Annotated in this window: 23 protein-coding genes; 9 read left to right on the top strand and 14 right to left on the bottom strand. The window is 65.8% G+C overall.

The features are described from left to right. Positions 1 to 9 precede the first annotated feature (9 nt). Positions 10 to 1,398 carry a lytic murein transglycosylase gene (locus HAP40_RS33635; RefSeq protein ID WP_208024857.1) on the bottom strand — a complete coding sequence of 463 codons (1,389 nt, stop codon included), beginning with the start codon at positions 1,396 to 1,398 and terminating at the stop codon, positions 10 to 12. Between the two features lie 201 nt (positions 1,399 to 1,599). Here HAP40_RS33635 and HAP40_RS33630 point away from each other — a divergent pair, with 201 nt between their 5' ends. Then, positions 1,600 to 2,475 carry a UTP--glucose-1-phosphate uridylyltransferase gene (locus HAP40_RS33630; RefSeq protein WP_166813180.1) on the top strand — a complete coding sequence of 292 codons (876 nt, stop codon included), beginning with the start codon at positions 1,600 to 1,602 and terminating at the stop codon, positions 2,473 to 2,475. A gap of 54 nt (positions 2,476 to 2,529) precedes the next feature. Here the strand turns inward: HAP40_RS33630 and HAP40_RS33625 are convergent, their stop codons facing one another. After that, a complete protein-coding gene (locus tag HAP40_RS33625; RefSeq protein ID WP_166813182.1) occupies positions 2,530 to 4,026 on the bottom strand; it encodes a sensor domain-containing diguanylate cyclase in 1,497 nt (498 codons plus the stop codon). Between the two features lie 142 nt (positions 4,027 to 4,168). Here HAP40_RS33625 and HAP40_RS33620 point away from each other — a divergent pair, with 142 nt between their 5' ends. Both HAP40_RS33620 and HAP40_RS33615 read left to right on the top strand, forming a co-directional pair. After that, complete coding sequence (locus tag HAP40_RS33620) at positions 4,169 to 4,429, top strand: DUF7662 domain-containing protein (protein ID WP_166813184.1); 261 nt, start codon at positions 4,169 to 4,171, stop codon at positions 4,427 to 4,429. Between the two features lie 11 nt (positions 4,430 to 4,440). Further along, entirely contained in the window at positions 4,441 to 4,689 is a 249-nt protein-coding gene (locus tag HAP40_RS33615; protein WP_166813186.1) for a hypothetical protein, read from the top strand. 67 nt (positions 4,690 to 4,756) lie between these two features. On the opposite strand, the gene HAP40_RS33610 is transcribed toward HAP40_RS33615, so the two are convergent. The 3 genes from HAP40_RS33610 to HAP40_RS33600 form a co-directional block, all read right to left on the bottom strand. Then, positions 4,757 to 5,014, bottom strand: coding sequence for a hypothetical protein (locus HAP40_RS33610; RefSeq protein ID WP_166813188.1), 258 nt, complete (start codon positions 5,012 to 5,014; stop codon positions 4,757 to 4,759). A 222-nt stretch (positions 5,015 to 5,236) separates the two neighbouring features. Continuing rightward, complete coding sequence (locus HAP40_RS33605) at positions 5,237 to 8,113, bottom strand: EAL domain-containing protein (RefSeq protein ID WP_166813190.1); 2,877 nt, start codon at positions 8,111 to 8,113, stop codon at positions 5,237 to 5,239. A 151-nt stretch (positions 8,114 to 8,264) separates the two neighbouring features. Then, on the bottom strand, positions 8,265 to 9,263 hold the full coding sequence (locus HAP40_RS33600; RefSeq protein ID WP_166813192.1) for an NAD(P)H-quinone oxidoreductase: 999 nt from the start codon (positions 9,261 to 9,263) through the stop codon (positions 8,265 to 8,267). 114 nt (positions 9,264 to 9,377) lie between these two features. Here HAP40_RS33600 and HAP40_RS33595 point away from each other — a divergent pair, with 114 nt between their 5' ends. Together HAP40_RS33595 and HAP40_RS33590 are read left to right on the top strand one after the other, a co-directional pair. Beyond that, positions 9,378 to 9,569, top strand: a complete 192-nt coding sequence (locus HAP40_RS33595; RefSeq protein ID WP_166813194.1) for a DUF1192 domain-containing protein — start codon at positions 9,378 to 9,380, stop codon at positions 9,567 to 9,569. 523 nt (positions 9,570 to 10,092) lie between these two features. Beyond that, positions 10,093 to 10,602 carry a DUF1465 family protein gene (locus tag HAP40_RS33590; protein WP_166813196.1) on the top strand — a complete coding sequence of 170 codons (510 nt, stop codon included), beginning with the start codon at positions 10,093 to 10,095 and terminating at the stop codon, positions 10,600 to 10,602. Positions 10,603 to 10,767: 165 nt separating this feature from the next. On the opposite strand, the gene rpmE is transcribed toward HAP40_RS33590, so the two are convergent. After that, the gene (gene rpmE, locus HAP40_RS33585) at positions 10,768 to 10,995 is read right to left on the bottom strand and encodes a 50S ribosomal protein L31 (RefSeq protein WP_166813198.1); all 228 of its coding nucleotides are present in this window, start codon (positions 10,993 to 10,995) and stop codon (positions 10,768 to 10,770) included. Positions 10,996 to 11,183: 188 nt separating this feature from the next. Here rpmE and HAP40_RS33580 point away from each other — a divergent pair, with 188 nt between their 5' ends. Continuing rightward, entirely contained in the window at positions 11,184 to 13,034 is a 1,851-nt protein-coding gene (locus HAP40_RS33580) for an ABC transporter ATP-binding protein/permease (RefSeq protein ID WP_166813200.1), read from the top strand. Positions 13,035 to 13,242: 208 nt separating this feature from the next. Here the strand turns inward: HAP40_RS33580 and HAP40_RS33575 are convergent, their stop codons facing one another. From HAP40_RS33575 to HAP40_RS33565, 3 genes are all read right to left on the bottom strand, one after another. Further along, on the bottom strand, positions 13,243 to 13,689 hold the full coding sequence (locus tag HAP40_RS33575) for a GNAT family N-acetyltransferase (protein ID WP_166813202.1): 447 nt from the start codon (positions 13,687 to 13,689) through the stop codon (positions 13,243 to 13,245). Continuing rightward, positions 13,689 to 14,717, bottom strand: coding sequence for a peptidoglycan -binding protein (locus HAP40_RS33570; RefSeq protein WP_166813204.1), 1,029 nt, complete (start codon positions 14,715 to 14,717; stop codon positions 13,689 to 13,691). The genes HAP40_RS33575 and HAP40_RS33570 overlap by 1 nt, the downstream gene beginning before the upstream one ends. A gap of 145 nt (positions 14,718 to 14,862) precedes the next feature. Continuing rightward, positions 14,863 to 15,879 (bottom strand): flagellar motor protein MotA, encoded by a 1,017-nt coding sequence (locus HAP40_RS33565; protein ID WP_166813206.1) that lies wholly within the window; start codon positions 15,877 to 15,879, stop codon positions 14,863 to 14,865. A 167-nt stretch (positions 15,880 to 16,046) separates the two neighbouring features. Here HAP40_RS33565 and HAP40_RS33560 point away from each other — a divergent pair, with 167 nt between their 5' ends. The 3 genes from HAP40_RS33560 to HAP40_RS33550 all read left to right on the top strand — a co-directional run bounded on the left by HAP40_RS33560 (position 16,047) and on the right by HAP40_RS33550 (position 21,826). Continuing rightward, on the top strand, positions 16,047 to 17,075 hold the full coding sequence (locus HAP40_RS33560) for an SAM-dependent methyltransferase (RefSeq protein ID WP_166813208.1): 1,029 nt from the start codon (positions 16,047 to 16,049) through the stop codon (positions 17,073 to 17,075). Positions 17,076 to 17,307: 232 nt separating this feature from the next. Then, positions 17,308 to 18,504 carry an efflux RND transporter periplasmic adaptor subunit gene (locus HAP40_RS33555; protein ID WP_208024913.1) on the top strand — a complete coding sequence of 399 codons (1,197 nt, stop codon included), beginning with the start codon at positions 17,308 to 17,310 and terminating at the stop codon, positions 18,502 to 18,504. A 160-nt stretch (positions 18,505 to 18,664) separates the two neighbouring features. Beyond that, the gene (locus tag HAP40_RS33550) at positions 18,665 to 21,826 is read left to right on the top strand and encodes a multidrug efflux RND transporter permease subunit (protein ID WP_166813212.1); all 3,162 of its coding nucleotides are present in this window, start codon (positions 18,665 to 18,667) and stop codon (positions 21,824 to 21,826) included. 74 nt (positions 21,827 to 21,900) lie between these two features. Here HAP40_RS33550 and HAP40_RS33545 read toward each other — a convergent pair whose 3' ends face one another. The 5 genes from HAP40_RS33545 to fba all read right to left on the bottom strand — a co-directional run bounded on the left by HAP40_RS33545 (position 21,901) and on the right by fba (position 26,910). Next, a complete protein-coding gene (locus HAP40_RS33545) occupies positions 21,901 to 22,686 on the bottom strand; it encodes an inositol monophosphatase family protein (RefSeq protein WP_166813214.1) in 786 nt (261 codons plus the stop codon). A gap of 97 nt (positions 22,687 to 22,783) precedes the next feature. Continuing rightward, a complete protein-coding gene (locus HAP40_RS33540; protein WP_166813216.1) occupies positions 22,784 to 23,857 on the bottom strand; it encodes a tetratricopeptide repeat protein in 1,074 nt (357 codons plus the stop codon). An 8-nt stretch (positions 23,858 to 23,865) separates the two neighbouring features. Continuing rightward, a complete protein-coding gene (locus tag HAP40_RS33535) occupies positions 23,866 to 24,570 on the bottom strand; it encodes a thiamine phosphate synthase (RefSeq protein WP_166813218.1) in 705 nt (234 codons plus the stop codon). 3 nt (positions 24,571 to 24,573) lie between these two features. Further along, positions 24,574 to 25,599 carry a class I fructose-bisphosphate aldolase gene (locus HAP40_RS33530; RefSeq protein WP_166813220.1) on the bottom strand — a complete coding sequence of 342 codons (1,026 nt, stop codon included), beginning with the start codon at positions 25,597 to 25,599 and terminating at the stop codon, positions 24,574 to 24,576. Positions 25,600 to 25,842: 243 nt separating this feature from the next. Then, a complete protein-coding gene (fba, locus tag HAP40_RS33525) occupies positions 25,843 to 26,910 on the bottom strand; it encodes a class II fructose-bisphosphate aldolase (RefSeq protein WP_027561126.1) in 1,068 nt (355 codons plus the stop codon). Positions 26,911 to 26,939 lie beyond the last annotated feature (29 nt).

Here is a 26,939-nt window from a genome sequence, read left to right as displayed (position 1 = left end):
GGCGCGATTTTACCGCCTACGCAGCTGGTCCAGCGCGTCGGAGGAGGCAAAGCCGTCCGCGGGCACCCCGATGGAGGCCTGGAAGCTGCGCAGGGCTTCCCTTGTCTGGCCGCCGAACTGGCCGTCCGGGGTGCCCTTGTAGTAGCCGCGCTGCGCCAGCAATTGCTGCAGCTCCAGCCGCTCGGCACGCGACAGCTCCCGCTCCTGCCGCGGCCAGGGCTGCACAAAGGGCTGCCCGCCGCGCAGGCGGTCGGCGAAGTGTCCGATCGCCAGCGCATAGGCCTCGGCCGGATTGTATTTCATGATAACGCGGTAGTTCTGCAGCATCAGGAAGCCGGGCCCCTGCGCGCCGGCTGGCGCCAGCAGATAGGCCTTCTCGGCCGGATGGGGGAAGGGCTGGCCCGTCGCCCGCTTCAGCCCGAGCTTCTCCCATTGCCCGATCGTCATCGCCTTGGCGCGGTCGGCCAGCATGTAGTTGAAGCCTTGCGGCACCGTGACCTCGTAGCCCCAGGTCTGGCCGGCCTGCCAGCCGTCCTTCTTCAGATTGTTGGCGGTGGATGCGATCAGGTCGGTCGGATTGTCGACGACGTCGCGCCGTCCGTCGCCGTCACCGTCGACGGCAAAGCGCTTGAACGCGGTCGGCATGAACTGGGTCGGGCCGAAGGCGCCGGCCCAGGAGCCGCGCAGCTGCTCAGGCCTGAGATCGCCGCGGTTGAGGATCTCCAGCGCGGAGAGGAATTCGTCCTTGAAATAGGCCTGGCGGCGGCCGACGCAGGCAAGCGTCGCGGTCGATTGCAGCACGTTGCGGTCGCCCATCTGCGTCGAGTAGTTGGACTCGATGCCCCAGATCGAGGCGATGATGTAACGGTCGACGCCGGTGGCCTTTTCGGTGGCGTCGAACTGCGCCTTGTATTTGGCGAGGATCTCGCGGCCCTTGGCGAGGCGGTTATCGTTCACCAGGATGTCGAGATAGTCCCAGATCGACTTGGTGAACTCCGGCTGCGAATCCATGAGATCCATGATGCGCAAATCGGGAGAGAGCCCGGCCGTGAAGCGCTGGAAATTCTCCTGGGTGATGTTGCGCCGTGCGGCATCGGGCCACATCGCGGCGACGCAATTGTTGAAATTTCCCGCGGCCTCGCGGATCGCGGCGGCCGTCATCAGCGGGTGGCCGGAGGCCCCGTCCTCGCCGCTCCAGGGGGGAGCTCCCCCTGGCGCGCCCGGCGCAGGTTGCGCGGGCGTAGGGCTCTGGCCGGAGAAGATGCCGCCGAACAGGTTGGACAGTCCGTTCTGCGCCTGGGCGTGCGCGCATGCCGGCAACAGCAGAGCTGCCGCGATTACGGCCGCACCGGTGATGGACCCAGCCTGTCTTGCCAGTCTTGCCGCTGATTGCATCATGTCCCATCCGTCGGCCTGAAGATTCCGCCATCAGGAGGCCTGGTAGGCGTTGCCAATAGCTTAACAAAGATGAAATTTTGGTGACGGCCTTTTTCTTAACTCTGTCGGGGCGGGGCCCCACATCCGCCTTTGTTGGCGGCTGCAAACAGGTTAGCAAGTCACCATTGCTCCGTTCACGTCCTCAGGTATTCGATCGCCCCCATGAAAATTCGCAAAGCCGTATTCCCCGTCGCCGGCCTCGGCACCCGCGTCCTGCCTGCCACCAAGGCGATGCCGAAGGAAATGCTGACCATCGTCGACAAGCCGCTGATCCAGTACGTCTATGACGAGGCGAGGGAGGCCGGCATCGAGCACTTCGTCTTCGTCACCGGCCGCAACAAGAACGTCATCGAGGATCATTTCGACCGGATGTTCGAGCTCGACGCGACGCTGGCTGCGCGCGGCAAGAAGGCCGAGCAGGAAATCCTGGCGCAGAACCAGCCGGAAGCCGGTGCGGTCAGCTTCACCCGCCAGCAGGCGCCGCTCGGCCTCGGTCATGCGGTCTGGTGCGCGCGCGACATCGTCGGCAACGAGCCCTTCGCGGTGGTGCTGCCCGACGAGCTCGTGCTCAACACGCCCGGCTGCCTGAAGCAGATGATCGAGATGGCATCCTCGCTCGGCGAGAAATCCAATCTGGTCGCGGTCGAGGCGGTGCCCGACCATCTCACCCATCAATACGGCATCTGCGGCGTCGGAAAACGCACCGGCAAGATGTTCGAGGTCGACGGCATGGTCGAGAAGCCGGCCAAGGGCACCGCGCCCTCCAACCTCTCGATCACCGGCCGCTACATCCTCCAGCCGGAGATCTTCAAGATCCTGGAAACCCAGGAGCGCGGCGCCGGCGGCGAGATCCAGCTCACCGACGCCATGATCGGCCTCGCCAAGTCGCAGAAATTCTACGGCGTCGAGTTCGAAGGCGAACGCCACGATTGCGGCTCCAAGCCCGGCTTCCTCCGCGCCAACATCGCCTACGGCCTGAAGCGCCCGGAATTGCGCGACGGGCTGATCGCGGAGATGAAGAAGTATCTGGGGCAGTAGGCGCCGCATATTCCGCTGTCGTCCCCGCGTTCGCCGGGACGACACCGGGGGGCCTCACGCCGCCAGCGACAGCTGCGACAAGCTCGCGACCATCGACTGGTTGCGGCCGCCGGCTTTGGCGGCATAGAGCGCCTTGTCGGCGGCGGCGACCAGGACCGGCCAATCCATGCCGGCGACGGGAACGAGACTGGCAACGCCGCAGGACACCGTCGAGATCGTCTCGCCGTCGGACCAGCCCTGCACCTTGAGGCGGATCGTCTCGGCAACCTTGAAGGCGTCGCTGGCCGAAATGTTCGGCAGCAGCACCGCGAATTCCTCGCCGCCATAGCGGGCGGCGCAGTCGCCGGGCCGGCGCACCGAATCGGAAATGCAGATGGCGATGCCGACCAGCACCTGGTCGCCGGCCTGATGGCCGAACGTGTCGTTGTAGGCCTTGAAGTGGTCGGCATCGATCATCAGCAGCGCCAGCGGCGCCTTCTGGCGCATCGCGCGCCGCCATTCGACGTCGATGACGGAATCGAACTTGCGGCGGTTCTTCAGGCCGGTGAGAGCGTCCGTCGTCGCCATCTCCTCGAGCTTGCGCTCGGCCTCGGCGCGCCGGCCGATCTCGCGCGCGAGCACCAGCGTCGAGGCCAGCATGAACAGGGTGAGCGCCAGCACCACGGCGCCGATGCGATAGGCTTCTCTCTGCCAGAGCTCGAACACGGCGGCCAGAGGCTTGCCCGCCACCACGAACAGCGGGCCGCTGCCGCCGCTGCGTGCATAGAGCCGCGGCGTCGGATCGACCGGGCCCTGTCCCGAATAGGAGGCACCGGCCGGCAGATTGTCCGCCCTCCAGCTCCGATGGTCGTTCAGGTTCGTCCCGATGATGTCGAGATCGAACGGCCGCCGCATTATGATGGTGCGGTCGCGCTTCAGCACGGTGATGGTGTCGTCGGGGTCGAGGCTCAGTCGATCGAACAATTCATGGAAGTAGCTGAAGCGGATCGAGCCGGTGACGACGCCCATGAAGCCGCCGTCGGCATCGCTGATGCGCCGGCTCAGCACGATGGAGTAGGCACCGCGAAACAGCATGGGACGGCTGATGAAGAGCCCGGCCCCGGGATTGTCGCGATGAATCCTGAAATAGTCCTCCTCGCTGCGGTCCTCCGGCAGGGGATCGAGCGTGGAAGCGTCGATGGTCAGCCGGCCCTCGGCATCGAACACCTGAATGGCGCCGAAATGCCTGGCGGTGGTCGCATGGTCGAACAGGATCAGGTGGCGGATCGGCGTCGTGACCGTCGCGAGTTCGGGCAGCAGCATGTTGCTGGCGACCGCCTTGAGCGCCAGATCGTAGATTTCGATGTTGCGGCTGACGTCCGACTCGATCGTCGTCGCCAGATTCTCCAGCGTCTGGCGGGCGAGCGCCTCCTCGCCGCGACGCATGTCCAGCATGACGTTGACGCAAATGGCGGAGAAGCCGATCATCGTCACCACGGACGAGATGATCAGCAGCTTCGCCGAAATCCGCCACGGCCGACGGGCCGTGACCTCGCGCCATCCAGACAGCATTGCTCGCTCCCGATCCTACTGGATGCGCCCGAAAGCTTGCGTAGTGTTTAAGGCGGGACGGCGCTGCCGCAATGAGTTAAGAAACGGTTTATGCGCCACACGGTTTTGGGCAGCCTCATGTGAGCGGGACGAGAGGACGATTGTGAACGACTACCACGCGTTGCGCGACTATCTGATGCGGCAGAAGCAGGACGAGTTCGTGCTGAGCTTCGAGCAGATCGAGGAGATCATCGACGCGGCCCTGCCGCGCGCGGCGAATCGCGCCTCCTGGTGGGACAGCCTGCGCAGTCCCGACATCCAGATGCCGCAACGCGAAGCCTGCCTCGCCGCAGGCTTCGTGGCGACGCGGATGCCCGACGGCCAGAGCGTAAGGTTCAGGAAGCAGAAATCCCAGCGCAGGTGAGGTCGCGCCGCATGATCCTGCGCTGGCTGAGGGCAATTTTGGGCGTGGCCCTGATCGGATCAGGCGTGCTGTTCGCGCTCGCCTTCGAAGCCCGCTACTGGCGCTGGCGCGACTGCTTCAACGAGCTCGGCCGCTGCTACGATCCGGTCGCGCAGGACGTCTATCTCGAACAGTCGGGAATGGTGTGGGGCGGCCTTGCCGCGATCTCGCTGCTGGGGGGAATTTGTTTGGTCGCGGGGCTGCGACGGAAGCCAGGGTAGGTCAGCTGTACGCGGTGCGCCGCAAGCGCGAGAAGGGGGCGGTCGGCCACGCGTAGAACCGCCGCCTTCATTGGCGATTATGCGGCCAGCGATCGTCGGCGGCATGTGCTCGTATCAGGCAACTGGCGGTCTGCCGGTCGCAGGCGCGAACACATGTGTTCTGGCGTCCCCGAACGTCACCGGCCCCGCCGGTGTAGTCGGCACATGTGCCGATGCAATTTGCTCCTCGATCCTCGCATCGTGAAGCCGTCACTGCTTCGGCCGATGAGGCGAGGAAAACGCCGGTGCCGATGAGGGTGATCGCGTAGAACAGGTGCCGGGTCATCCGTGACTCCCGAGAAAGACGCGCGTGGTCCGCTCGTTCCGGGAACGACATCGGCGAGCCTGGTGACCTCGATGACGACGCCGTTCCGGATCGAATGCTGCTTGCCATCTTTCGGGGCGGTCGAGGAGGGCCTATTGATCTGGATCAAGCCCGGCATCAGCGGCCGGTGTGGCACTCCGCTCGCTTCGCGAACAGACCCTCAAAAGGTGGAGGGGAAAGACCCTAACTCGCCGCTTCGAGCCGCACTTCCGTCAGCAGGCGCATTGCCGCGTCGGCGTCCATCGGCTCGCCGAAAGCGAAGCCTTGCGCGTATTCGCAGCCCATCTGGTAGAGCTCGACCGCGTCGGAATCGGTCTCGGCGCCCTCGGCCACGACGTCCATGCCGAGATCGTGCGCGAGCGCGATGATCGACTTCAGGATCACCGGCCGTGTGCCGCGGTTGGTGGTGCGGACGAAGGACTGGTCGATCTTGATGGTGTCGAACGGGAAGCGCTGCAGATAGGCCAGCGAGGAATGGCCGGTGCCGAAATCGTCGAGCGAGAGTCCGGTGCCGAGCTCGCGGATCCGCGTCAGCATCTGCGCGGCGTGCTCCGGATTCTCCATCACCAGCGATTCCGTCAGTTCCAGCTTCAGCGTGCCGCGCGCCACCGAGGATCGCGACAGCACCGTGCGGATGTCGTGGATCAGGTCGTGGCGCAGCAATTGCCGTGACGAGACGTTGACCGAGGCAAAGATCGGATCGCGCGAGCGCATCGCGCGCTGCCACACCGCGAGCTGTTTTGCGGTCTGGTCGAGCACGAACATGCCGAGGTCGACGATCAGGCCGGTCTCTTCCGCGATGGTGATGAACTCCGACGGCGCCATGCGTCCGAGCTTCGGATGGTCCCAGCGCGCCAGGGCCTCGAAGCCGGCGATCGAGCGATCCTCGAGCCGCACGATCGGCTGGTACAGGATCGTGATCTCCTGCCGCTCGATGGCGCGGCGCAGTTCGCTCTCCAGCGTCAGGCGATCGGTCTTCCGCGCCCGCATCGCCGGCTTGTAGACGTCGATGCGGTCGCCGCCGATGCGCTTGGAGTGATACATCGCAAGCTCGGCGTCCTTGATGATCTCGTCCGTGAGCTGGGTCTGCGGATCGGACAGCGCGAGGCCGATCGAGGCCGTCAGGAAGATCTCGCGGTCGTTGAAGGCGATCGGCGCGCGGATGGTCTTGCGGATGGTCTCGGCGAAGGCGGTGATGCGGGCGGGATCCTGCTCCGAAAGCAGGATCAGGCCGAACTGGTCGCCGGCGAGCCGCGCCAGCGTGTCCTGCGGCTTCAGGATGCGGGTGAGGCGGCGAGCCAGCGTCAGCAGGATGGAATCGCCGACCGCGATGCCGACGGAATCGTTGACCTGCTTGAAGCGGTCGAGGTCGATCACCATCAGCGTCGGCCGCAGCGTCGGCATGCTCTTGGCGAAATGGGCGACCGCACCCAGCCGATCCATGAACAGTTTCCGGTTGGGCAGGCCGGTGAGGTTGTCATGCACGGAATCGTGCAGCAGGCGCTCTTCGGCGTTGCGCAACTCGGTGACATCAGTGAGCGTGCCGACCACGCGCGAGACCTCGCCGTCGGAGCCGACCACCGGGCGCGCCTTCAGCGCGAACCACATGAAGTGACCGTCCGGCGTGCGCAGGCGGAAATCCTGCACCAGGCGGCCGCGGCGCTGGTCGAGCACGCTGTCGAGCGCGGCGCGGAAGCGGTCCTGGTCGAGCGGATGCAGCACCTCGAGCCAGGAGGCGGCCGGGCCTTCCAGGGCGCCGCGCTTGAGGCCGAGCAGGGCCTCGGTCTCCGGGCTGGTGAAGACCTTGTCGGCGGACACGTCCCAGTCCCAGATCAGGTCGCCGGAACCCGCCAGCGCCAGCGCGCGGCGTTCGATGTCGGAGACGACGCCGGTGCTGGCACTGCCGCCGGCAAAGGCGTGCTGCATCACCGTGAAGCCGATCAGCATCACGATCAGCACGAGGCCGCCGAGCAGGGCCGGGCCGACGATGTCGTTGGTGACGGAGCCCGCGACCGTCATGCCGGCCGCGACCACCCAGACCACGAGGAGGAACCAGGTCGGGATCAACAGCACCGCGCGGTCGAAGCCGTGGGTCGAGAGATAGACGATCAGCGCAAAGCCGGCGAAGGCGATCATGACCAGCGACATGCGCGCGATGCCGGAGGCGACGGCCGGATCGAACAGCGCCAGCGCAACCAGGGCCCCGAGGAAGAGCAGCCAGAGCACCGTGATGTGCGAATAGCGCACATGCCATCGACTGAGATTGAGATAGGCGAACAGGAACACCAGCAGCGTCGCCGCCAGGATCGCCTCGCCCGCCGCGCGCCAGATGCGCTCGGCGTTGTTCGACATGTCGAGCACCTTGCCCCAGAAGCCGAAATCGACGCCGATATAGACCAGCACCGCCCAGGCCAGCGCCGCCGCGGCCGGGAACATGATGCTGCCCTTCACCACGAACAGGATGGTCAGCACCAGTGCAAGCAGGCCGGAGATGCCGATCACGATGCCCTGATACAGCGTGAACGAGTTGACCTTGTCCTTGTAGGCTTCCGGCTCCCATAGATAGAGCTGCGGCAGCTTGTCGGTGCGCAGCTCCGCGACGAAGGTGACGACGGCGCCGGGATCGAGCGTGATGCGGAACACGTCAGCCGTCGCGCTCTCCTGGCGCTCCGGACGGTCGCCGATCGACGGCGTGATGGTCGCGATGCGCGACAGGCCGAGGTCGGGCCAGAGCAGGCCCGACGAGACGATGCGATAATGCGGCGCGACGATCAGGCGGTCGAGCTGGTCGTCGGTGTTGTTGGCGAGCGCGAACACCACCCAGTTCTGGCCGCCCTCGCGGGCACGCACCTCGATGCGGCGAACGATGCCGTCAGTGCCGGGCGCGGTGGAGACCTGGATACGGTCGGCGTCGCTGCGCTGATGCTCAAGCACACCGGTGAGGTCGATCGCGGGCGCGTCACTGCGAACGCTGACAGCGTCGAGCGCGCGCGCGGGGGACGCGGCAACGAGCATCATGAGGCCCAGCGCGATGGGCGCGAGGCACCTGAGCAGACGCAAGGTCAGTTCTCCGCGTTCGACGCAAACTTCGAGTGCAAGGCGATTCAAAAGGCGATTTCAGACCGGACAGAAGTCGTTCGGTGCGCCGCGATAGATGCCACGAAAGCGAGGAAAATCAAAGGGTTTCCGCCTTATCCTGTAGGCCGGCGGCCTACACCTCCAACACAATTTTGCCAATATGTGCGCTCGTTTCCATGCGCCGGTGCGCGTCGGCCGCCTTTTCCAGCGGGAAAGCGCTGTCCATCAGCGGCTTGACGCGGCCTTCTCGCAAAAGCGGCATCACTTTCGCCTCGATCGCGGCCACCATCGCCGCCTTGTCCGCATTACTACGGGGGCGCAGTGTCGAGCCGGTATGGGTGAGACGCTTCACCATCACCTTGGCGATGTTGACGGTGATCTTGGGGCCATTGAGCGTTGCGATCTGCACGATGCGGCCGTCGACTGCGGCGGCGTCATAGTTGCGGTCGACATAGTCGCCGGCGACCATGTCGAGGATCAGGTTGACGCCGACCTTGTTGGTCTCTTCCTTGACCACGGCGACGAAGTCTTCGGTCTTGTAGTTGATGGCGCGGTCGGCGCCCAATTTGAGGCAGGCGTCGATCTTGTCCTGCGATCCCACGGTGACGAACACCTTCGCGCCGAATGCCTTGGCAAGCTGGATCGCCATGGTGCCGATGCCGGAGGAGCCGCCATGGATCAGCAGCGTCTCGCCGGCCTTCAGCCCGCCGCGCTCGAACACGTTGTGCCACACCGTCATCAGGGTTTCCGGCAACGCGCCGGCTTCCTTGATCGACAGCGACGGCGGCACGCTCATGGCTTGGGCGTCCTGCGCGATGCAATACTGCGCGTAGCCGCCGCCGGCGACGAGCGACATCACCTTGTCGCCGATCTTGTGCCGCTTGGCATTGCTGCCGACCGCCACCACCTCGCCGGCGATCTCGAGGCCCGGCAGGTCGCTGGCGCCGGGCGGCGGCGGATAGGCGCCGGAGCGCTGCGCGACGTCGGGCCGGTTGACGCCCGCGGCCTCGACCTTGACCACGATCTCGTCCGGTCCGGGCTGCGGCACGGGGCGTTGTTCCGGCACCAGCACCTCCGGTCCGCCAGGCGTGGAGATGGCGACCACGGTCATTTGCGCGGGCAGCTTGTCCATGATGTGTCCTTGAGCAAAGGTGCGGGAGGAAACGAGGCCATTGCTTAGCCAGCGCGCTTCACGCTGGCAACCGCCCAAGCTCGTTTGGGCTACACGAACGCAGGAGGACCGAGAATGCCGACGGAAGACGACGACCGCCCGCGCAAGAAGATCAGCCATGAGATTGGACAGGATCTCTCACTGTTGTCGGTGGAGGAACTGGCCGAGCGCGTCCTGCTGCTCAAGACCGAGATCGAACGACTGGAAGAAGCCGCTACCAGGAAGCGCGCCTCGCGCGATGCGGCGAACAGCTTTTTCAAGACTTAGTAGTCGCCACACGTCGGCTGTCGTCCCGGCGAAGGCCGGACCCATACTCCGTGCAAGTCATTTGGCGATGACGCGGGGTTACAAACTCGCGCGATAACTCCATCCCGTGGTTATGGGCCCCGGCCTTCGCCGGGGCGACGAGGCGTTTTGTTCCGCCCCGCGCTCGGCCACTGGCCGACATGGCTAACGAACTCTCAAAAAATTAGCTCGTTTACGGTCGATTAAGCTTTCGGGTTTATGACTGGACCTGTCCTCGTTTGGACACCGAGTGGCTCCTGTCCACTCTGTTTGACGCCTCCCTGTTATCAACTTTCAAAGCCGCCGGTCTCCGGCGGCTCTTTTTTTGCTTTTTTGCCTCACGCCCGCTGCTCGGGTCTGATCGCTGGTTGCATTCCGAGGAATGACCCGTGGAAACCATATCCGCGCTTGTCACTGGACTCCGCGTCTCGCCCGCGCAATGATTTGTTCATCATAAGCCGGCGCCAAGCCGGACAGTTAAACAGTTGCGTAAGGGGCGTTAACCATGGAACGTTTGCAGGTCGAAGGCGCTCTCGTTCAGCTCAGCGAGCGGTTCACCAATTCTGCGGCGTTCGGCGTCCTGTTCCGTGAGGGCATGGATCTCGTCGAAGAGACCGCCTCCTATCTCGACGGGGCCGGCCGCACCGAGGCCAAGGCGCTCGACCGCGCCGTCAGCCTCACCTATGCAACCGAGAGCATGCGTCTCACCACGCGCCTGATGCAGCTCGCCTCGTGGCTGCTGCTGCACCGCGCGGTGAAGGAAGGCGAGATGACGCTGAGCCAGGCCAACCGCGAGAAGACCAAGGTCAAGCTCACCGCCGCCGATCCGGGCCCCGCCGACACCATCGAGAAGCTGCCTTCGCAGCTCCAGGATCTGATCCATCGTTCGATGAGCCTGCAGACCCGCGTGCGCCGTCTCGACACCACCATCCACACCCCGCCGGCCGAGCACGTCGCGATCGGCAACCCGCTGGTGCCGCACCTCAACGCGCTGAAAGCGGCGTTCGAGCGCTAAGGTCGATCCTCCCGTCATTGCGAGCGAAGCGAAGCAATCCAGAAGGTCTCCGCACAGGCAGTCTGGATTGCTTCGTCGCAAGTGCTCCTCGCAATGACGAGAGCCCATAAAACAAAAACGCCCCCGGCTTTCCGGGGGCGTTTTCATTTCCGCCTTGCGGCCGGATCAATCCTTTTTGAGAAAGCCCGAAAACTTCTTCTGGAAGCGCGAAACGCGGCCGCCGCGGTCCATGATCTGGGCGTTGCCGCCGGTCCAGGCCGGATGCGACTTCGGGTCGATGTCGAGGTTCAGCTTGTCGCCTTCCTTGCCCCAGGTGGAACGGGTCTGGTATTCGGTTCCATCGGTCATGACGACGGTAATCGTATGATAGTTCGGGTGAATTTCGGCTTTCATGGCAATTCCTCGGCGCCCCGGCGCCTTCTTGGGTGGCTAGCGAATGACGGATTTGGGCGGCTCTATACCTCACGAAACCCCACAAAACAAGCCATCCTGGAGGGGCTTGCCCCTAAGGGACATAACGGATTTGCCACTCCTCTTGCCCCGGCCTATTGGGAGAAAACGGATGCAATGGGTCGGATCTCATGAGCGCAGTGGAACGGCTTGATGACCAATATGTCGATCGGTCCGAAATGAAGTCCGCGGACACGGCGTCGATCGAAGCCGAGTTGATCGAGCAGCCCGCCAAGGGCCGCGCCAAGCTGCGGCCGCTGCTCGCGCTCGCGCCCTATGTGAGCCGCTACCGCGGCCGTGCCGCGCTCGCCTTCGTCGCGCTGACGGTCGCCGCGCTGACCACGCTGCTGGTGCCGGTCGCGGTGCGCCGGATGATCGATTTCGGCCTGACGCCCGAGGGCATCGAGCTGATCAACAGCTACTTTTCGGTCATGCTCGCGGTGGTCGCCGTGCTCGCGTTGGCGAGCGCTGCGCGCTACTACCTCGTGATGACGATCGGCGAGCGCATCGTCGCCGACCTCCGGCGCGACGTCTTCGCTCACCTGCTGTCGCTCTCGCCTGCCTTTTTCGATTCGGCGCGCAGCGGCGAACTGATCTCGCGCCTCACCGCCGACACCACCCAGCTCAAATCCGCCGTCGGCGCCTCGGTGTCGATCGCGCTGCGCAATCTGATGATGTTCCTCGGCGCCGCCGCGATGATGGTGATCACGAGCCCGAAATTGTCGGGCTTCGTGCTGCTGGCCATTCCCCTGATCGTGCTGCCGCTGGTCGCGTTCGGCCGCTGGGTGCGGCGGCTGTCGCGCAATGCGCAGGATACGCTCGCCGACGCTTCCGCCTATGCGGGCGAGCTGGTCGGCGCCATCCGCACCGTGCAGGCCTATACCAGCGAGCAGTTCGCCGAAAAGCGCTTCGGCGGCAATGTCGAGCAGGCCTATGAAGCCGCGCGCACCTCGACCCAGGCCCGCGCCGTGCTCACCGCCATCATCATCTTCATCGTGTTCGCCAGCGTGGTCGCGATCCTCTGGATCGGCTCGCACGACGTGCTTACCGGTGCGATCACGCCGGGCCGGCTCGGCCAGTTCGTGCTCTATGCGGTGTTCGCCGCGGCAGGCCTCGGCCAGCTCAGCGAGGTCTGGGGCGAGGTGTCGGCGGCTTCAGGCGCGGCGGAGCGCCTGTTCGAAATCCTGCACGTGGAGTCCGAGATCACCGCGCCCGCGTCGCCGCGCGCGCTGCCGGTGCCGGCGCGCGGCGAAGTCGGCTTCGATCGGGTCAGCTTCGCCTATCCAGCGCGGCGCGACGTCAACGTGCTCGATGCCGTCTCGTTTTCCGTGCGCCCCGGCGAGAAGGTTGCGATCGTCGGCCCGTCCGGCGCCGGCAAGAGCACGATCTTCCATTTGCTGCTGCGCTTCTACGATCCGCGCAGCGGGACCATCGCGCTCGACGGCGTGCCGGTCAGGTCCGCCGACCCGCACGATGTCCGCGCGCGCATCGCGCTGGTGCCGCAGGAATCGGTGGTGTTTGCGGCATCCGCCCGCGAGAACATCCGCTTCGGCCGGCCCGATGCGACCGATACCGAGGTCGAGCGCGCCGCCGAGCTCGCGCATGCCGCCGAGTTCATCCGCCGCTTGCCCGAAGGCTTCGAGACCGCGCTCGGCGAGCGCGGCGTGACGCTCTCGGGTGGCCAGCGCCAGCGCATCGCCATCGCCCGCGCCATCCTGCGCGATGCGCCGCTGCTGCTGCTCGATGAAGCCACCTCCGCGCTCGATGCCGAAAGCGAGACGCTGGTGCAGACCGCGCTGGAGGAGCTGATGCGCCATCGCACCACGCTGGTGATCGCCCACCGCCTCGCCACCGTTTTGTCCTGCGACCGCATCCTGGTGATGGACCAGGGCAGGATCGTCGAGCAGGGCACGCATGCCGAGCTCGTCGCTGCGAACGGCCTCTACGCACGGCTGGCGAGGCTGCAGTTCGAGGGGGCGTGAGGCTGACGCGGCCTCACCCACGGTGTCGTCCCGGCGAAGGCCGGGACCCATAACCACAGGAAGAAGTTTGGCGAAGACTGGTTGTGAGAAGACTGGTTGTGAAGAGTCTTCCCGCGGTACGGCCACCTGCGCCTATCGATAGATCACGCGGTATGGGTCCCGGCCTTCGCCGGGACGATGGCAGGGATAGATTAGCGTACCTCAGCCCCTACGCCCGCCATTCCATCTTCAGCACCGGCCGGCCCGAGGTCGGGTTGACGTCGTTGCCGGCATGGGCAAAGCCGTTGCGCTCGTAAAAGCGGATGGCGCGGGCATTGTCCTTGTTGACCAGCAGCGTGACGCCCGATGGCGACAGCCGCTTGGCCTCGTCCACCAACAGCCTTGCGGCATCCGAGCCCCAATGGGCGGGATCGACCACGAGCTGGTCGAGATAGCCGTCGCCGTCGATGGTGACGAAGCCGGTGAGGGCGCCATCCAGTTCGGCGACGACGATGGACGCCTTCGGCACCAGATCCTTGCACCAGCGCTCGCGCCACCATGCGAGCCGGGCCGCGAAGTCGATCTGCGGATAGGCCTGCTGCCAGCTGCGATGCCACAGCTCGATCGCGGCGGCTTCGTCCTCGGCGCAATAGGGGCGCAGGGTGAGGGCGCTCACTACCGCTCCGTCAGCTTCAGCTCGATGCGGCGGTTGCGCTTGTAGGCCTCCTCGGTGTTGCCAGTGTCGAGCGGCTGGAATTCGCCGAAGCCGGCGGCAACGAGGCGCTGGGCGGGCACGCCGAGCGAGACCAGATACTGCACCACCGAGATCGAGCGCGCCGCGGACAGGTCCCAGTTCGACTTGAAGTTCGGGCCGCTGACGGGGCGCACATCGGTGTGGCCGTCGACGCGCAGCACCCAGGGGATCTCGCTCGGGATCTTCTTGTCGAGCTCGATCAGCGCGGCCGCCAGGGTATCGAGCTCGGCGCGGCCCTCGGGCAGCAGGGCCGCCTGTCCGGTGTCGAAGAACACTTCGGACTGGAACACGAAGCGGTCGCCGACGATGCGGATATCGGGGCGGTTGCCGAGGATGGCGCGCAGCCGGCCGAAGAACTCCGAGCGGTAGCGCGACAATTCCTGCACGCGCTGCGCCAATGCGACGTTGAGGCGGGAGCCGAGATCGGCGATCCGGTTCTGCGATTCCTTGTCGCGCTTCTCGGAGGCGTCGAGCGCCTCCTCCAGCGCCGCCAATTGCCGGCGCAAAGCGCTGATCTGCTGGTTCAGCACCTCGATCTGCGCCAGCGCCCGCGCCGAGACCGCCTTCTCCGAATCCAGCGCCTTGCCGAGTTCGGAGGTCTTGCCCTGCGCGTCGTTGCCGGCGGCGGCGAGGCCGTCATAGAGCCCCTTGATGCGGTTGCGCTCGGTTTCAGCCGAGGCAAGGCCCGCCTTCAATTGCGAGACCTGGTCGTCGAGCGTGAGCTTGCCGAGCTTCTCCAGAGACAACAGCTCGTTGAGCTGCGCGATCTTGGCGTTGAGTTGCTCCAGCGCCTTGTCCTTGCCGGTGACCTCCTGCGACAGGAAGAACTGCACCACCAGGAACACCGACAGCAGGAACACGATCGACAGCACCAGCGTCGACAGCGCGTCGACGAAGCCGGGCCAGTAGTTGAGCCCCCCTTCGCTGCGGCGGGCGCGGGCAAGAGCCATGTCGGTTGTTCTCCACTCTCGTGTCCCGGACGCGCTGCTGCGTGAAACGCTGCCGCGCAGAGCCGGGACGCATTCCCCGTTCTCTAGGCCCCGGCTCAGCGACGCATCATTTCATGCCGTGTCGCAACCGGGAAACGATGCCGTCTCAGCTCTTCTCCGGCTGGCGCGCGATCCGCTCCAGGAGGCGCCGGATCTCGCGGTTCTGCTCGCCCTGGCCGTCGGCCCATTCGCGAATCATCTGCTGCTCGGTGCGCATGTGCGAGACCAGCGCCTGGATGGCTTCGGCAAGGCTCGCCATCGCCGCGGTGGTCCCGCGGCCGGCGCTGCCTTCCTCGAACACGGAGCGCAGCCGCTCGACCGCGGCCTGCAGCTCGCCGCCGGCGACGCCCCCGCCGGCGGGCGCGACCGCCACCTCGCCGCTGCCATATTCGCGCACGGTGGTGGCGAGCCAGTCTTCCAGGTCGGTGTAGAAGCGGTTCTGGGCCTGGCTCGATTGCAGGTCGAGGAAGCCGAGGATCAGCGAGCCGGCAAGGCCGAACAGCGAGCTGGAGAAGGAGATGCCCATGCCGCCGAGCGGGGCGGCGAGGCCCTCCTTCAGCGTGTCGAACAGCGCGCCGGAATCGCCCCCGACCTTGAGCCCGTCGATCACCTTGCCGACCGAGCCGACCGTCTCGATCAGGCCCCAGAAGGTGCCGAGCAGGCCGAGGAAGACCAGGAGGCCGGTCATGTAGCGGGAGATGTCGCGGGCTTCATCCAGGCGGGTCGCGATCGAATCGAGCAGGTGCCGCATGGTGGTCTGGGTGATGGTCATCCGCCCCGAGCGCTCGCCGCCGAGGATCGCGGCCATCGGCGCCAGCAGCTTCGGGTGCCGGGCCGGCGCCAGGCCGGGATCGGCGATGCGGAAATTGTTGACCCAGGACACTTCGGGATAGAGCCGGATGACCTGGCGGAAGGCCAGCACGATGCCGATGAACAGCACCGCCCCGATCAGGGCGTTCAGCCCGGGATTGGCGAAGAAGGCCTGGATGATCTGCTTGTAGAGCACCACGCCCACCAGCGCGCAGAGCACCAGGAAGACCAGCATCCGCACCAGGAAGACGCTGGGCGAGGACAGTTTGGTGTACTCGATATCCATGGTGGAGCGGGAAGTGCCAGACGGCATGGCCGGTATCATCCGTTACGAAGCTTGCTTGCGGGCCGCACTATGGCACAGCGCCAGCCCAAAAAAAGCGCCGGATGCGCCGATTTCGGGGACAGCCTGGGGAACCCGGACCGGAAGCCGCGCTTTGATAGGCGGGTGTTTGCAAAAGCTCGCCATTCGGGGGCCGCATGAGCGTCGTTACCGCGATCATCGGGACTGCCGAACGTGTGCCGTTACCGGACGTGGTGATTCGCGCCGCGATCCAGCGCCTGTGCTCGCGCACGGCGACGCGGCTCTCCACGCTGGGGGCAGCCGACGATGCCGCCTTCGCCGGGCGGATGATGTTGCGGCCGATCGCCGAGAGCGCGGATGCCGGCGGTAGCCGGCACGACGAGGTGCCCGCGTCCTTCTTCGCGCAGATGCTCGGCCCCAACCGCAGATATTCGTGCTGCTTCTACAAGACCGATGCGACCACCTTGCAGGAGGCAGAGGAGGAGGCGCTGCGCCAGACCGTCGAGCATGCCGGCCTCGCCGACGGGCAGACCATCCTAGAGCTCGGCTGCGGCTGGGGCTCGCTGTCGCTGTGGATGGCCCGGCAGTTTCCCCACGCGAAGGTGACGGCGGTGGCGGCCTCGCAGGCACAGCGCGTCTATGTCGAGGAGGAAGCGCGGCAGCGCGGGCTCCTCAACCTGCGCATCGTCACCGCCGACATGAACGTGTTCGCGCCCGAGGGCCGGTTCGACCGCATCGTCTCGGTCGAGACGTTCGAGCACATCATGAACTGGCGCAAGCTGATGACGCGCCTGCGCGCCTGGCTCGCACCCGAGGGGCGCCTGTTCATGCATGTGGTCTCCCATCGCTCCGGCTCGCATCTGTTCGAGCGGGCCAACCGCGAGGATTGGATCGCGCAGCACGTCTTCACGGGCGGATTGATGCCGAGCCATCATCTCGTCAGGCAATTCGACGACATCTTCGCCATCGAGAAGGAATGGTGCTGGAGCGGCACGCATTACCAGCACACCGCGAACGACTGGCTTGCGAACTTCGACGCGCATCGCGACGCCATCGAGGCCTCCTTGCGCAGGGTCTATGGCGAGGAGACCGCCCTTTGGATGCGACGCTGGCGCTGGTTCCTTCTCGCGACATCGGGCTTGTTCGGCTACGCCGATGGAACCGAATGGGGAGTCAGCCATTACCGGATGAAGGCCGCCGACTGATTGCGATGTTCCGCCGCAGCACGCGCCGGTGGACCTCGATTCACAATCAGGTGAGTCCGCAAAAGCCTTCTTATTTCAAGAGTATAGGCTGTGTGACAATGAGCCGCCCGCTCCATGCGTTGCATCGCAGCAGATGCATTCTATTTTGGCGGTATCAGCCCGCGTGTAAAGGACCCAGAACGGGCCCCGCGTGAGCATGATCAGTTTCAACAATATCGGGGCACTAAACTTCATGTCAGGACTTCGTGCGCGATCGGCATGCGTTGCAATGATGCTCGCGGCCTTGGCGCCGCTGCTGGCGGGCTGCGACGAGTCCAGCTCTGCAATATCCACCGCTCCGCCGTCGGATCCTGACGTCAGCATCGTGATCGTGAAGCCTCAGCCGCGCGCCGTGGTGCGTGAGCTGCCGGGCCGCATCGCACCCACGCGTGTCTCGGACGTGCGGCCGCGCGTCTCCGGCATCGTGGTCGAGCGCCTGTTCCGCCAGGGCAGCGAGGTGAAGGCAGGCGATCCGCTCTACCGCATCGATCCGCGCCCGTTCGAGGTCGAGGTGATGGCCAACGAGGCGGCGCTCGCCAAGGCCGAGGCCGCTGCGATGCAGGCGCACCAGCAGGCGCGCCGCGTCGCTGCGCTCACCAAGGATCGCGCCGCGCCGGAAGCCGAGAACGAGAAGGCGATCGCGGCCGAGCTGCAAGCCCATGCCGACGTCGAGGGACGCAAGGCCGAGCTCGCGCGTGCCAAGCTCAATCTCGACTACGCCACCGTGCGCGCGCCGATCGACGGCGTCGTCGGTGCGGCCCTCGTCAGCGAGGGCGCGCTCGTGGTGCAGAACGAGACCAATCTCGCCAGCATCCAGCAGCTCGATCCGATCTATGCCGACTTCACCCAGTCGGTGACCGAGCTCAACCAGCTCCGCCGCGCCTTCGAAACCGGCGATCTCGAGCGAATTGCGTCCGATGCCGCCAAGGTCCGCCTCGTGCTCGACGACAACACCACCTACGCGCTCGACGGCAAGCTGTTGTTCTCCGATGCCAAGGTCGATGCCCATACCGGCCAGGTGACGCTGCGCGGCGAGTTCCCCAATCCCAAGCGCGAGCTCCTGCCCGGCATGTATGTCCGTGTCCGTATCGATCAGGGTCTCGATTCCGACGCGATCGCGGTGCCGCAGCAGGCGGTCCAGCGCAATGGCGGCGGCGGCAGCGAGGTCTTCGTCGTCAAGGACGACAACCACATCGCCGTGCAGGCGGTACGCACCGGCTCGGTGCAGGACGGACTCTGGTTCGTCACGGAAGGGCTGAAGGCCGGTGACAAGGTCGTGGTCGAAGGCTTCCAGAAGTTCGCGGCCGGCGACAAGGTCAAGCCGCGATCCTGGTCGGAAGCGGACGCGACCGCGGATAACCGCCACGCCGCCCAGCAGCTTACGCGCTAACGGGACCGCATTGCAGGTGTCATCCTCGTTCTGAGATGCCCGCGGCAAGCAGGCATCTTTCAGGTTGACCGCGGGCGACAGCCGGGCACTTCATGGTTCGAGACGCGCGTTCCGCGCCTCGTCATGAGGAACCAGTGAAACAACGAGGGTAGAGCGGCAAATGCCGAGTTTCTTCATCGACAGGCCGATCTTTGCCTGGGTGGTCGCGCTGTTCATCTGTCTGATCGGCGCGATTGCGGTGCCGCTGCTGCCGATCGCCCAATATCCGATCATCGCGCCGCCCTCGATCTCGGTCTCGACCAGCTATCCCGGCGCCTCGCCGGAAAACCTCTACAACAGCGTCACGCGGCTGATCGAGGAGGAGCTCAACGGCGCCGCCAACATTCTCAACTTCGAATCGACCAGCGACTCGCTCGGCCAGGTCGAGATCATCGCGAATTTCCAGCCGGGAACCGACACCAGCGCCGCCTCGGTCGAGGTGCAGAACCGCATCAAGCGCGTCGAGGCGCGTCTACCGCGCGCGGTGATGCAGCAGGGTATCCTGATCGAGGAAGCCTCCAGCGCGGTGCTTCAGATCATCACGCTGAACTCGACCGACGGCAGCCTCGATGAGGTCGGACTCGGCGACTTCATGATCCGCAACGTGCTGGGCGAGATCCGCCGCATTCCCGGCGTCGGCCGTGCCACGCTCTATTCGACCGAGCGCAGCTTGCGCGTCTGGGTCGATCCGGCCAAGCTCGTCGGTTACGGGCTGACCGCCGACGACGTCAACAAGGCGATCACCGCACAGAACGCGCAGGTTGCCTCCGGCAGCATCGGCGCCGAGCCGTCGACCTCGAGCCAGCGCACATCGGCGCTAGTGCTGGTCAAGGGCCAGCTCTCGTCCCCGGACGAGTTCGGCGCCATCATCCTGCGCGCCAATGCCGACGGTTCGACCGTGCGTCTGCGCGACGTCGCGCGCGTCGAGGTCGGCGGCCTCAGCTACCAGTTCAACACGCGGCTCGACGGCAAGCCGACCGCCGGCCTTTCGGTGCTGATGTCGCCGACCGGCAATGCGCTGGCGACCGCGAGCGCGGTCGAGGCGAAGATGAAGGAGCTGTCGCGCTTCTTCCCGGCCAACATCACCTACGAGATCCCCTACAACATCACGCCCGTGGTCGAGGCCTCGATCAAGAAGGTGCTGACGACCTTGGTCGAGGCCGTGGTGCTGGTGTTCGTCGTGATGTTCGTGTTCCTCCAGAACATCCGCTACACCATCATTCCGACCATCGTGGTGCCGGTGGCGCTGCTCGGCGCCTGCTCCACGCTGCTGCTCGCCGGCTATTCCATCAACATGCTCTCGATGTTCGGCATGGTGCTCGCGGTCGGCATCCTCGTCGACGACGCCATCGTCGTGGTCGAGAACGTCGAGCGCATCATGGCCGAGGAAGGCCTGCCGCCGAAGGAAGCGACGCGCAAAGCCATGTCGCAGATCACCGGCGCCATCATCGGCATCACCTTGGTGCTGATGGCGGTGTTCGTGCCGATGGCGTTTTTCCCGGGCTCGGTCGGCATCATCTACCGCCAGTTCTCCGTCACCATGGTCGCCGCGATCGGCTTCTCCGCCTTCCTCGCGCTGTCGCTGACGCCGGCGCTGTGCGCGACCCTGCTCAAGCCCGTCGAGGCCGGTCACGGTCACGCGAAGAAGGGCGTGTTCGGCTGGTTCAACCGCATGCTCGAAGGCGCCAAGGAACGCTATGCGCGCACCGTCGGCTTCTCGCTGAACCGCACCGGCCGCCTGATGCTGGTCTATGCCGCACTGCTGGTCGGCCTGTCCTGGGCCTTCGTCAATCTGCCCGGCGGCTTCCTGCCCGTCGACGACCAGGGCTTCATCACCACCGACGTGCAGACGCCGTCGGATTCGTCCTATGCCCGCACCGAGGCCGTGATCGAGAAGGTGGAGAAATACCTGGCGCAGCGGCCGGGGGTCGACAACGTCACCTTCCTCACCGGCTTCAGCTTCTCCGGCCAGGGCATGAACACCGCGCAGGCGTTCATTACCTTGAAGGACTGGTCGGAGCGCGGGCCGAAGGACTCCGCCGCCGCGATCGTCAACGACGTCAATCGCGACCTGGGCTCGTCGATCCGCGATGCCAAGATCTCAGCGCTGCAGCCGCCGCCGATCGACAATCTCGGCAACTCGTCCGGCTTCTCGTTCCGCCTCCAGGACCGCGGCCAGAAGGGCTATCAGCAGTTGATGCGCGCCGCCGACCAGCTGATCGCTGAGGCCAATGCGAGCCCCGTGCTCCAGAAGGTCTATATCGAAGGCCTGCCCGAGGCAGGCGTGGTCAACCTGATGATCGACCGCGAGAAGGCCGGCGCCTTCGGCGTCACCTTCGAGGACATCAACAACACGATCTCGACCAATCTCGGCTCGAACTACATCAACGACTTCCCGAACCGCGGCCGCATGCAGCGCGTCGTGGTGCAGGCCGACGCCCGCGACCGCATGCGGACGGAGGACATCCTCAACTACAACGTCAAGAACAGCCGCGGCCAGCTGGTCCCGTTCTCGTCCTTTGCCACCATCGAATGGGCGCGCGGGCCGACGCAGATCGCCGGCTTCAACTATTATCCGGCGGTGCGCATCTCCGGCGAGGCCAGGCCCGGCTTCACCTCGGGCGATGCGATCGCGGAGATGGAGCGTCTCGCCGACCGGTTGCCGCGCGGCTTCGGCTATGAATGGACCGGGCAGTCGCTGCAGGAGAAGCTCTCGGGCTCGCAGGCGCCGTTCCTGCTGGCGCTGTCGGTGTTCGTGGTGTTCCTGTGTCTCGCCGCACTCTATGAAAGCTGGACCATTCCGCTCGCGGTGCTGCTCACCGTGCCGCTGGGTATCGTCGGCGCGGTCGCCGCCGCGACGCTGCGGAATCTGCCCAACGACGTCTATTTCACCGTCGGCCTGATCACCATCATCGGCCTCGCGGCAAAGGACGCGATTCTGATCATCGAGTTCGCGAAGGATCTGCGGAAAGAAGGCAAGCCGCTGGTGGAAGCCACCATCGAGGCCTGCCGCCTGCGCTTCCGACCGATCCTGATGACGGGCCTTGCCTTCATCTGCGGCGTGCTGCCGATGGCCATCGCCCACGGTGCCGGCGGCGCCAGCCAGCAGGCGCTCGGCAGCATCGTGATGGGCGGCATGATCGCGGTGGTGATCCTGGCGCTGCTGATGGTGCCGGTGTTCTTCGTCTCGGTACAGCGCGTGCTGGGCGGGGACCGCGAGCCGGCGGAAGCGAAGCAAGGCAAGCGGTATGGACCGCCGGCGCGGGCACACACGGGTCACTGAGCGTGTGATTCCGGGCTCGCGCCAGGAGGCGCGCCCCGGAATGGCAAGGGAGAGCAAGCGGCTTTCGGCGCTGCCTACTTCCGCAAGATCTTCACCAGTTCCCCGTGTACGAACTCGTTGCCGCACACGACGTGCCCGGTGACCAGCGCGTCGCCCGGCGTCGCGATGTCGGTCACCGTCCCGCCCGCCTCGCGCACCATCAGCATACCCGCCGCGATGTCCCAGGACTGCAGATCGCGCTCCCAATAACCGTCGAGGCGGCCGGCGGCGACGAAGGCGAGGTCGAGGGAGGCGGCGCCGAAGCGGCGGAGCCCTGCGACGCGATCCTGGATCGCGGTCATCTCGCGGCGGAATTCCTCGTGGTCGCCGCGGCCGATATGGGGCAGGCCGCAGGCCACCACGCATTCATTGAGCTGGCGGCGGCCGGCCACGCGCAGGCGCTGGTCGTTGAGGAAGGCGCCCTTGCCGCGCTCGGCGATGTAGAGCTCGTCATTGGCGGGGTTGTAGATCACGCCGGCGATCACCGTGCCCTCGCGGACGAGGCCGATCGAGATCGCGAATTGCGGGATGCCGTGCAGGAAGTTGGTGGTGCCGTCGAGCGGATCGACGATCCAGGTATGGCTCTTGTCGGTGCCTTCGCGGGTGCCGCCTTCCTCGCCGATGAAGCCGTAGCCGGGCCGGGCCTTGGCGAGGTCCTGGTACAGGATCTCCTCGGCGCGCTTGTCCGCGAGCGAGACGAAATTTGCCGGGCCCTTCAGCGAGACCTGGAGATGCTCGACCTCGCCGAGATCGCGCTTGAGGCTGCGGCCGGCGCGGCGCGCGGCCTTTACCATGACGTTGATAGTGGCGGAATACAGCATGGGCTTTCGGTCTTGATGGGGGGAATGGCGCGAAATCGCGGCTGTCTGGGGGATGGGGTGCCCTGCGGGGGCGCTTGCGTCAAGTCATTGGGTCAAGTCATTTGGTCCCGAGCCATTTCTTGGCTGCAGCCTCCGCCTTGGCCCGGTCCTCGGCCGGCAGATCGGACAATTGTTTGTCGAGCTCCGGGTCGCCCTTGCCGGCGGTCTTGGCCACCAGGTGCCATTTGAAGCCCTCGACCTTGTCCACCGCCGTGCCCATGCCGTTGATCAATACCCACGCCAGCCGGTTCTGCGCGATCGCACTGCCCTGGCGGGATGCCTTGCGGAGCAGCGCGACCGCCGCCGGGTGGTTCTTCGGCGTGCCGGTGCCGTTGAACAGGGCGATGGCATATTCGACCTCGGCATCGACATTGTCGGCCAAGGAGGCCGCCTGGAGCAGTCGCACCGATCGTTCGGGATCCTTTGGAACGCCGGTGCCCTCCTTGTAGAAGGTCGCGAGCGCATATTGCGCCTCGGGCAGGCCGGCATCGGCGGCCTGGCGCAACAGCTCGGCGGAACGCTTGACGTCCTGAGGCAGGGTCTGGCCGTCGAGATAGAGCAGAGCGAGGTTATAGGCTGCCTTGGGCTCGCCGAGCTTGGCGGCGGAGGCCATCAGCTTGACCGCCTCGCCCTTGTCGACCGAGCCGCCGCGGCCGGAGATGCGCAGCATGGCGAGTGCGAACATCGCCTCGCGGTCGCCGGCATCCGCAGCGCGCTTGTACCATTCGGCCGCCTTGCCGTAGTCGCGGCGGATGCCCATGGCGTTGGAATAGAGCTCGCCGAGCATGGTCATCGCCTTGGGATCGCCGGCCTGTGCGCGGGCGTTGGCGAGCTCGAACGCCGTCTTGTACTGGCCGCGCTGATAGGCACCGTACACCAGATCGACATTGGGATTGTCGGCCGGAGGCGCAGGGATCACGGTCGCGGGCTTGGGGGAGGGCGACGGCTTGGGAGATGGCGAAGCCTTCGGCGCCGGCGCCGCCTCCTTCTTCTTGGCAGGCGCGGGCGGTTTGGCCTTCTGCTTCTCGGCGGGCGCGCTCGGCGTTGTGGCCGGCGGGGCGATCTGGAGCTGCGCCACCGCGGGCGTCGTCAGCAGCAGCGTGGCCAGGATGGTGATGCGCGGGAGCTTCATGTCGGGCGCTAGCCGTGCTCCTGGCTCGCAGGATTTTGGCGCGCAGGATCTTGGCTCGCGGTCGCCGTCGCATGGGCCTTCTTGATGGCAGCATCGGCCTCGATCAGCGCGGCCTTGGGCCCGCGCGGATCGGTCCAGACGAACGCGCCGACCAGCACGAAATCGGCGCCGCTGGCCGCGAAGTCGTGAGCTTCCTCCAGCGAAACGGCAAAGCCGACGCAGGGCGGCTCGAACAGCTCGGCCCACCAGTCCAGCCGCTCGGCGATCGCCTGCGGCGAGGGGCGTTGGCCCTTTTCGTCGGGCTCGCCGAACAGCACGTAGTCGGCGCCCATCTCGCCCGCGCTCATGGAATCATGACGCGTGGCAAGGCCGCCGACGCCGGCGATGCGGTCGGGCTTGAGCGAGGGCGCCGCCTCCTCCAGCGCGGCAAGGCCGGTGAGGTGCGCGCCATCGGCGCCGCCGCGCGCCACCAGCTCGGCATGGCCGTCGATCAGCAGCGCGGCTCCCGCCTTCTGCACCGCCGGCGCCAGGGCCTTGATGCGCGAGATCATCGTGCGCTGGTCCGTCTCTTTCAGGCGCAGCAGCACGGCGGCGACATCGGCGGAGGCGAGCAGCGCCGGCAGCTCGGCGACGAGCGACGCGGGATCATCGACGACAGGCGTCGCGAGATAGAGACGCGGCGCCGGACGCGGCGGAGGCGGTTTGTTCGACAAGATCTAGGCCGCCTTCTTTTCCAGGCTGCTTTGCCATTCGCCCTTGGAGGCAAGACCGTTCATCCGGGCGCGATGGCTGAAGGCGCGCTGTCCGGCTGCGACGTTCTCGGCCTTGCCGGACCAGGCCTTCTGCGGCGCGGCCTGCAGCGCGCGGCCGTAGGAGAAGGTCAGGCCCCAGGGCAGTGGGCCGAGCTTGTGCATGGCGTTGAGATGGGCGGTCGCCTCTTCGTCCGACTGGCCGCCGGAGAGGAAGGCGATGCCGGGCACCGCCGCCGGCACGCAGGCCTTCAGCAGCCGAATTGTCTTCTCCGCGACGTCCTCCACGGAGGCCTGCTTCGTGCACTTCTTGCCCGAGATCGCCATGTTCGGCTTCAGCACCATGCCTTCGAGCGCGACGCGCTGCACGCGCAGCTCCTGAAACGTCTTGTTGAGCACGCGCTGCGTGACCTCATAGCAGCGATCGATGTCGTGATCACCATCCATCAGCACTTCCGGCTCGACGATCGGCACGATCTGTGCGGCCTGGCACAGCGCGGCATAGCGCGCCAGCGCATGGGCGTTGACGCTGATCGCCGTCATGGAAGGAATGCCGCTGCCGATGTCGATCACCGCGCGCCATTTGGCAAAGCGCGCACCACGCTCGTAATATTTCTTCAGTCGCTCGGCGAGCTTGTCGAGCCCGGCGGTGACGAGCTCGCCCGGGCACATCGGCAGGGCTTGCGTGCCCTCGTCGACCTTGATGCCGGGAATGGCGCCGCTTTGTTCGATCAGGCTCACCAGCGGCGTGCCGTCGGCTGCATCCTGCCAGATCGTCTCGTCGTAGAGGATCACGCCGGAGATGTACTGGCTCATGGCCTCCGTGGAGCGGAACAGCATCTCGCGATAGTCGCGGCGGTTGCCTTCCGTCGATTCCACGCCGATCGCGTCGAAGCGCTTCTTGATGGTGCCGGAGGATTCGTCGGCGGCAAGGATCCCCTTGCCGGGCGCGACCATGGCCGTTGCGATCCTGTTGAGCTCAGTCAGATTCATCGAGATGTCCTCCCAAAACGATTCTGCCCTTGCCCGTGAAAATAGACCGTTCTCGGGCAATTGCCGAGTTAACGTTCGTCGCAGGGTAAAGGGGGGAGGCGGGTCATTCCGGGGCGCGCCCCTTGGCGCGAGCCCGGAATCCATTAATCCGCGTAGATGGTGGCACCAGGGATTCTCGGATGCGCAATTGCGCATCCCAGCTCGCCGCTTTTTGCGGCGCCCCGGAATGGCGGAGAGAGTGCCTTACGCCACCTTGGGGTCGAGCTCGCCCTTGGCATAGCGCTTGGCCATTTCGGCGGTGGTCAGGACCTTCTTGATCTTGGAGGCCTGGCCGGCGGTGTTGAACTCCTGGAGGCGCTGCTTGCACAGCTTGGTCATCGCCTCCATCGCCGGCTTCAAATATTTGCGCGGATCGAACTCTTCCGGATTGTCCTTGAGCACCTTGCGGATCTGGCCGGTCATCGCCATGCGGTTATCGGTGTCGATGTTGATCTTGCGCACGCCGTTCTTGATGCCGCGCTGGATCTCGGCCACCGGCACGCCCCAGGTCGGCTTCATCTTGCCGCCATAGGCGTTGATGATGTCCTGGAGGTCCTGCGGCACCGAGGAGGAGCCGTGCATGACCAGGTGCGTGTTCGGCAGCTTGCGGTGGATCTCCTCGATCACGTTCATGGCGAGGATGTCGCCGTCCGGCTTGCGGGTGAACTTGTAGGCGCCGTGCGACGTCCCCATCGCGATCGCGAGCGCGTCGACCCTGGTCTCCTGGACGAACTTCACGGCTTCGTCCGGATTGGTCAGGAGCTGGTCGTGGCTGAGCTTGCCTTCGGCGCCGTGGCCGTCCTCCTTGTCGCCCATGCCGGTTTCGAGCGAGCCGAGCACCCCGAGCTCACCCTCCACCGAGATGCCGCCGAGATGGGCCATGTCGGTCACGGTCTTGGTGACGCCGACATTGTAGCCCCAGTCGCCGGGGGTCTTGCCGTCGGCCTTGAGCGAGCCGTCCATCATCACCGAGGTGAAGCCGGCCTGAATCGCGGTCATGCAGGTCGCCGGCTCGTTGCCGTGGTCGAGATGCACACAGACCGGAATGTGCGGATAGATCTCCGTCACCGCGTCCATCATGTGCTTGAGCATGACGTCGTTGGCGTAGGAGCGCGCGCCGCGCGAGGCCTGGATGATGACCGGCGCGTCGACCTGGTTGGCCGCGTCCATGATCGCCAGCGCCTGCTCCATATTGTTGATGTTGAAGGCCGGTACGCCGTAATCGTTCTCCGCCGCGTGGTCGAGCAATTGACGTAACGTGATCCGAGCCATCTGTCTTTTTCTCCCGTTTGGGCCTTCCA

Origin of the sequence: Bradyrhizobium sp. 1(2017) (genome assembly GCF_011602485.2) — a bacterium.
Lineage (GTDB): Bacteria > Pseudomonadota > Alphaproteobacteria > Rhizobiales > Xanthobacteraceae > Bradyrhizobium.
This window is presented reverse-complemented; position numbering and strand designations above follow the sequence as displayed.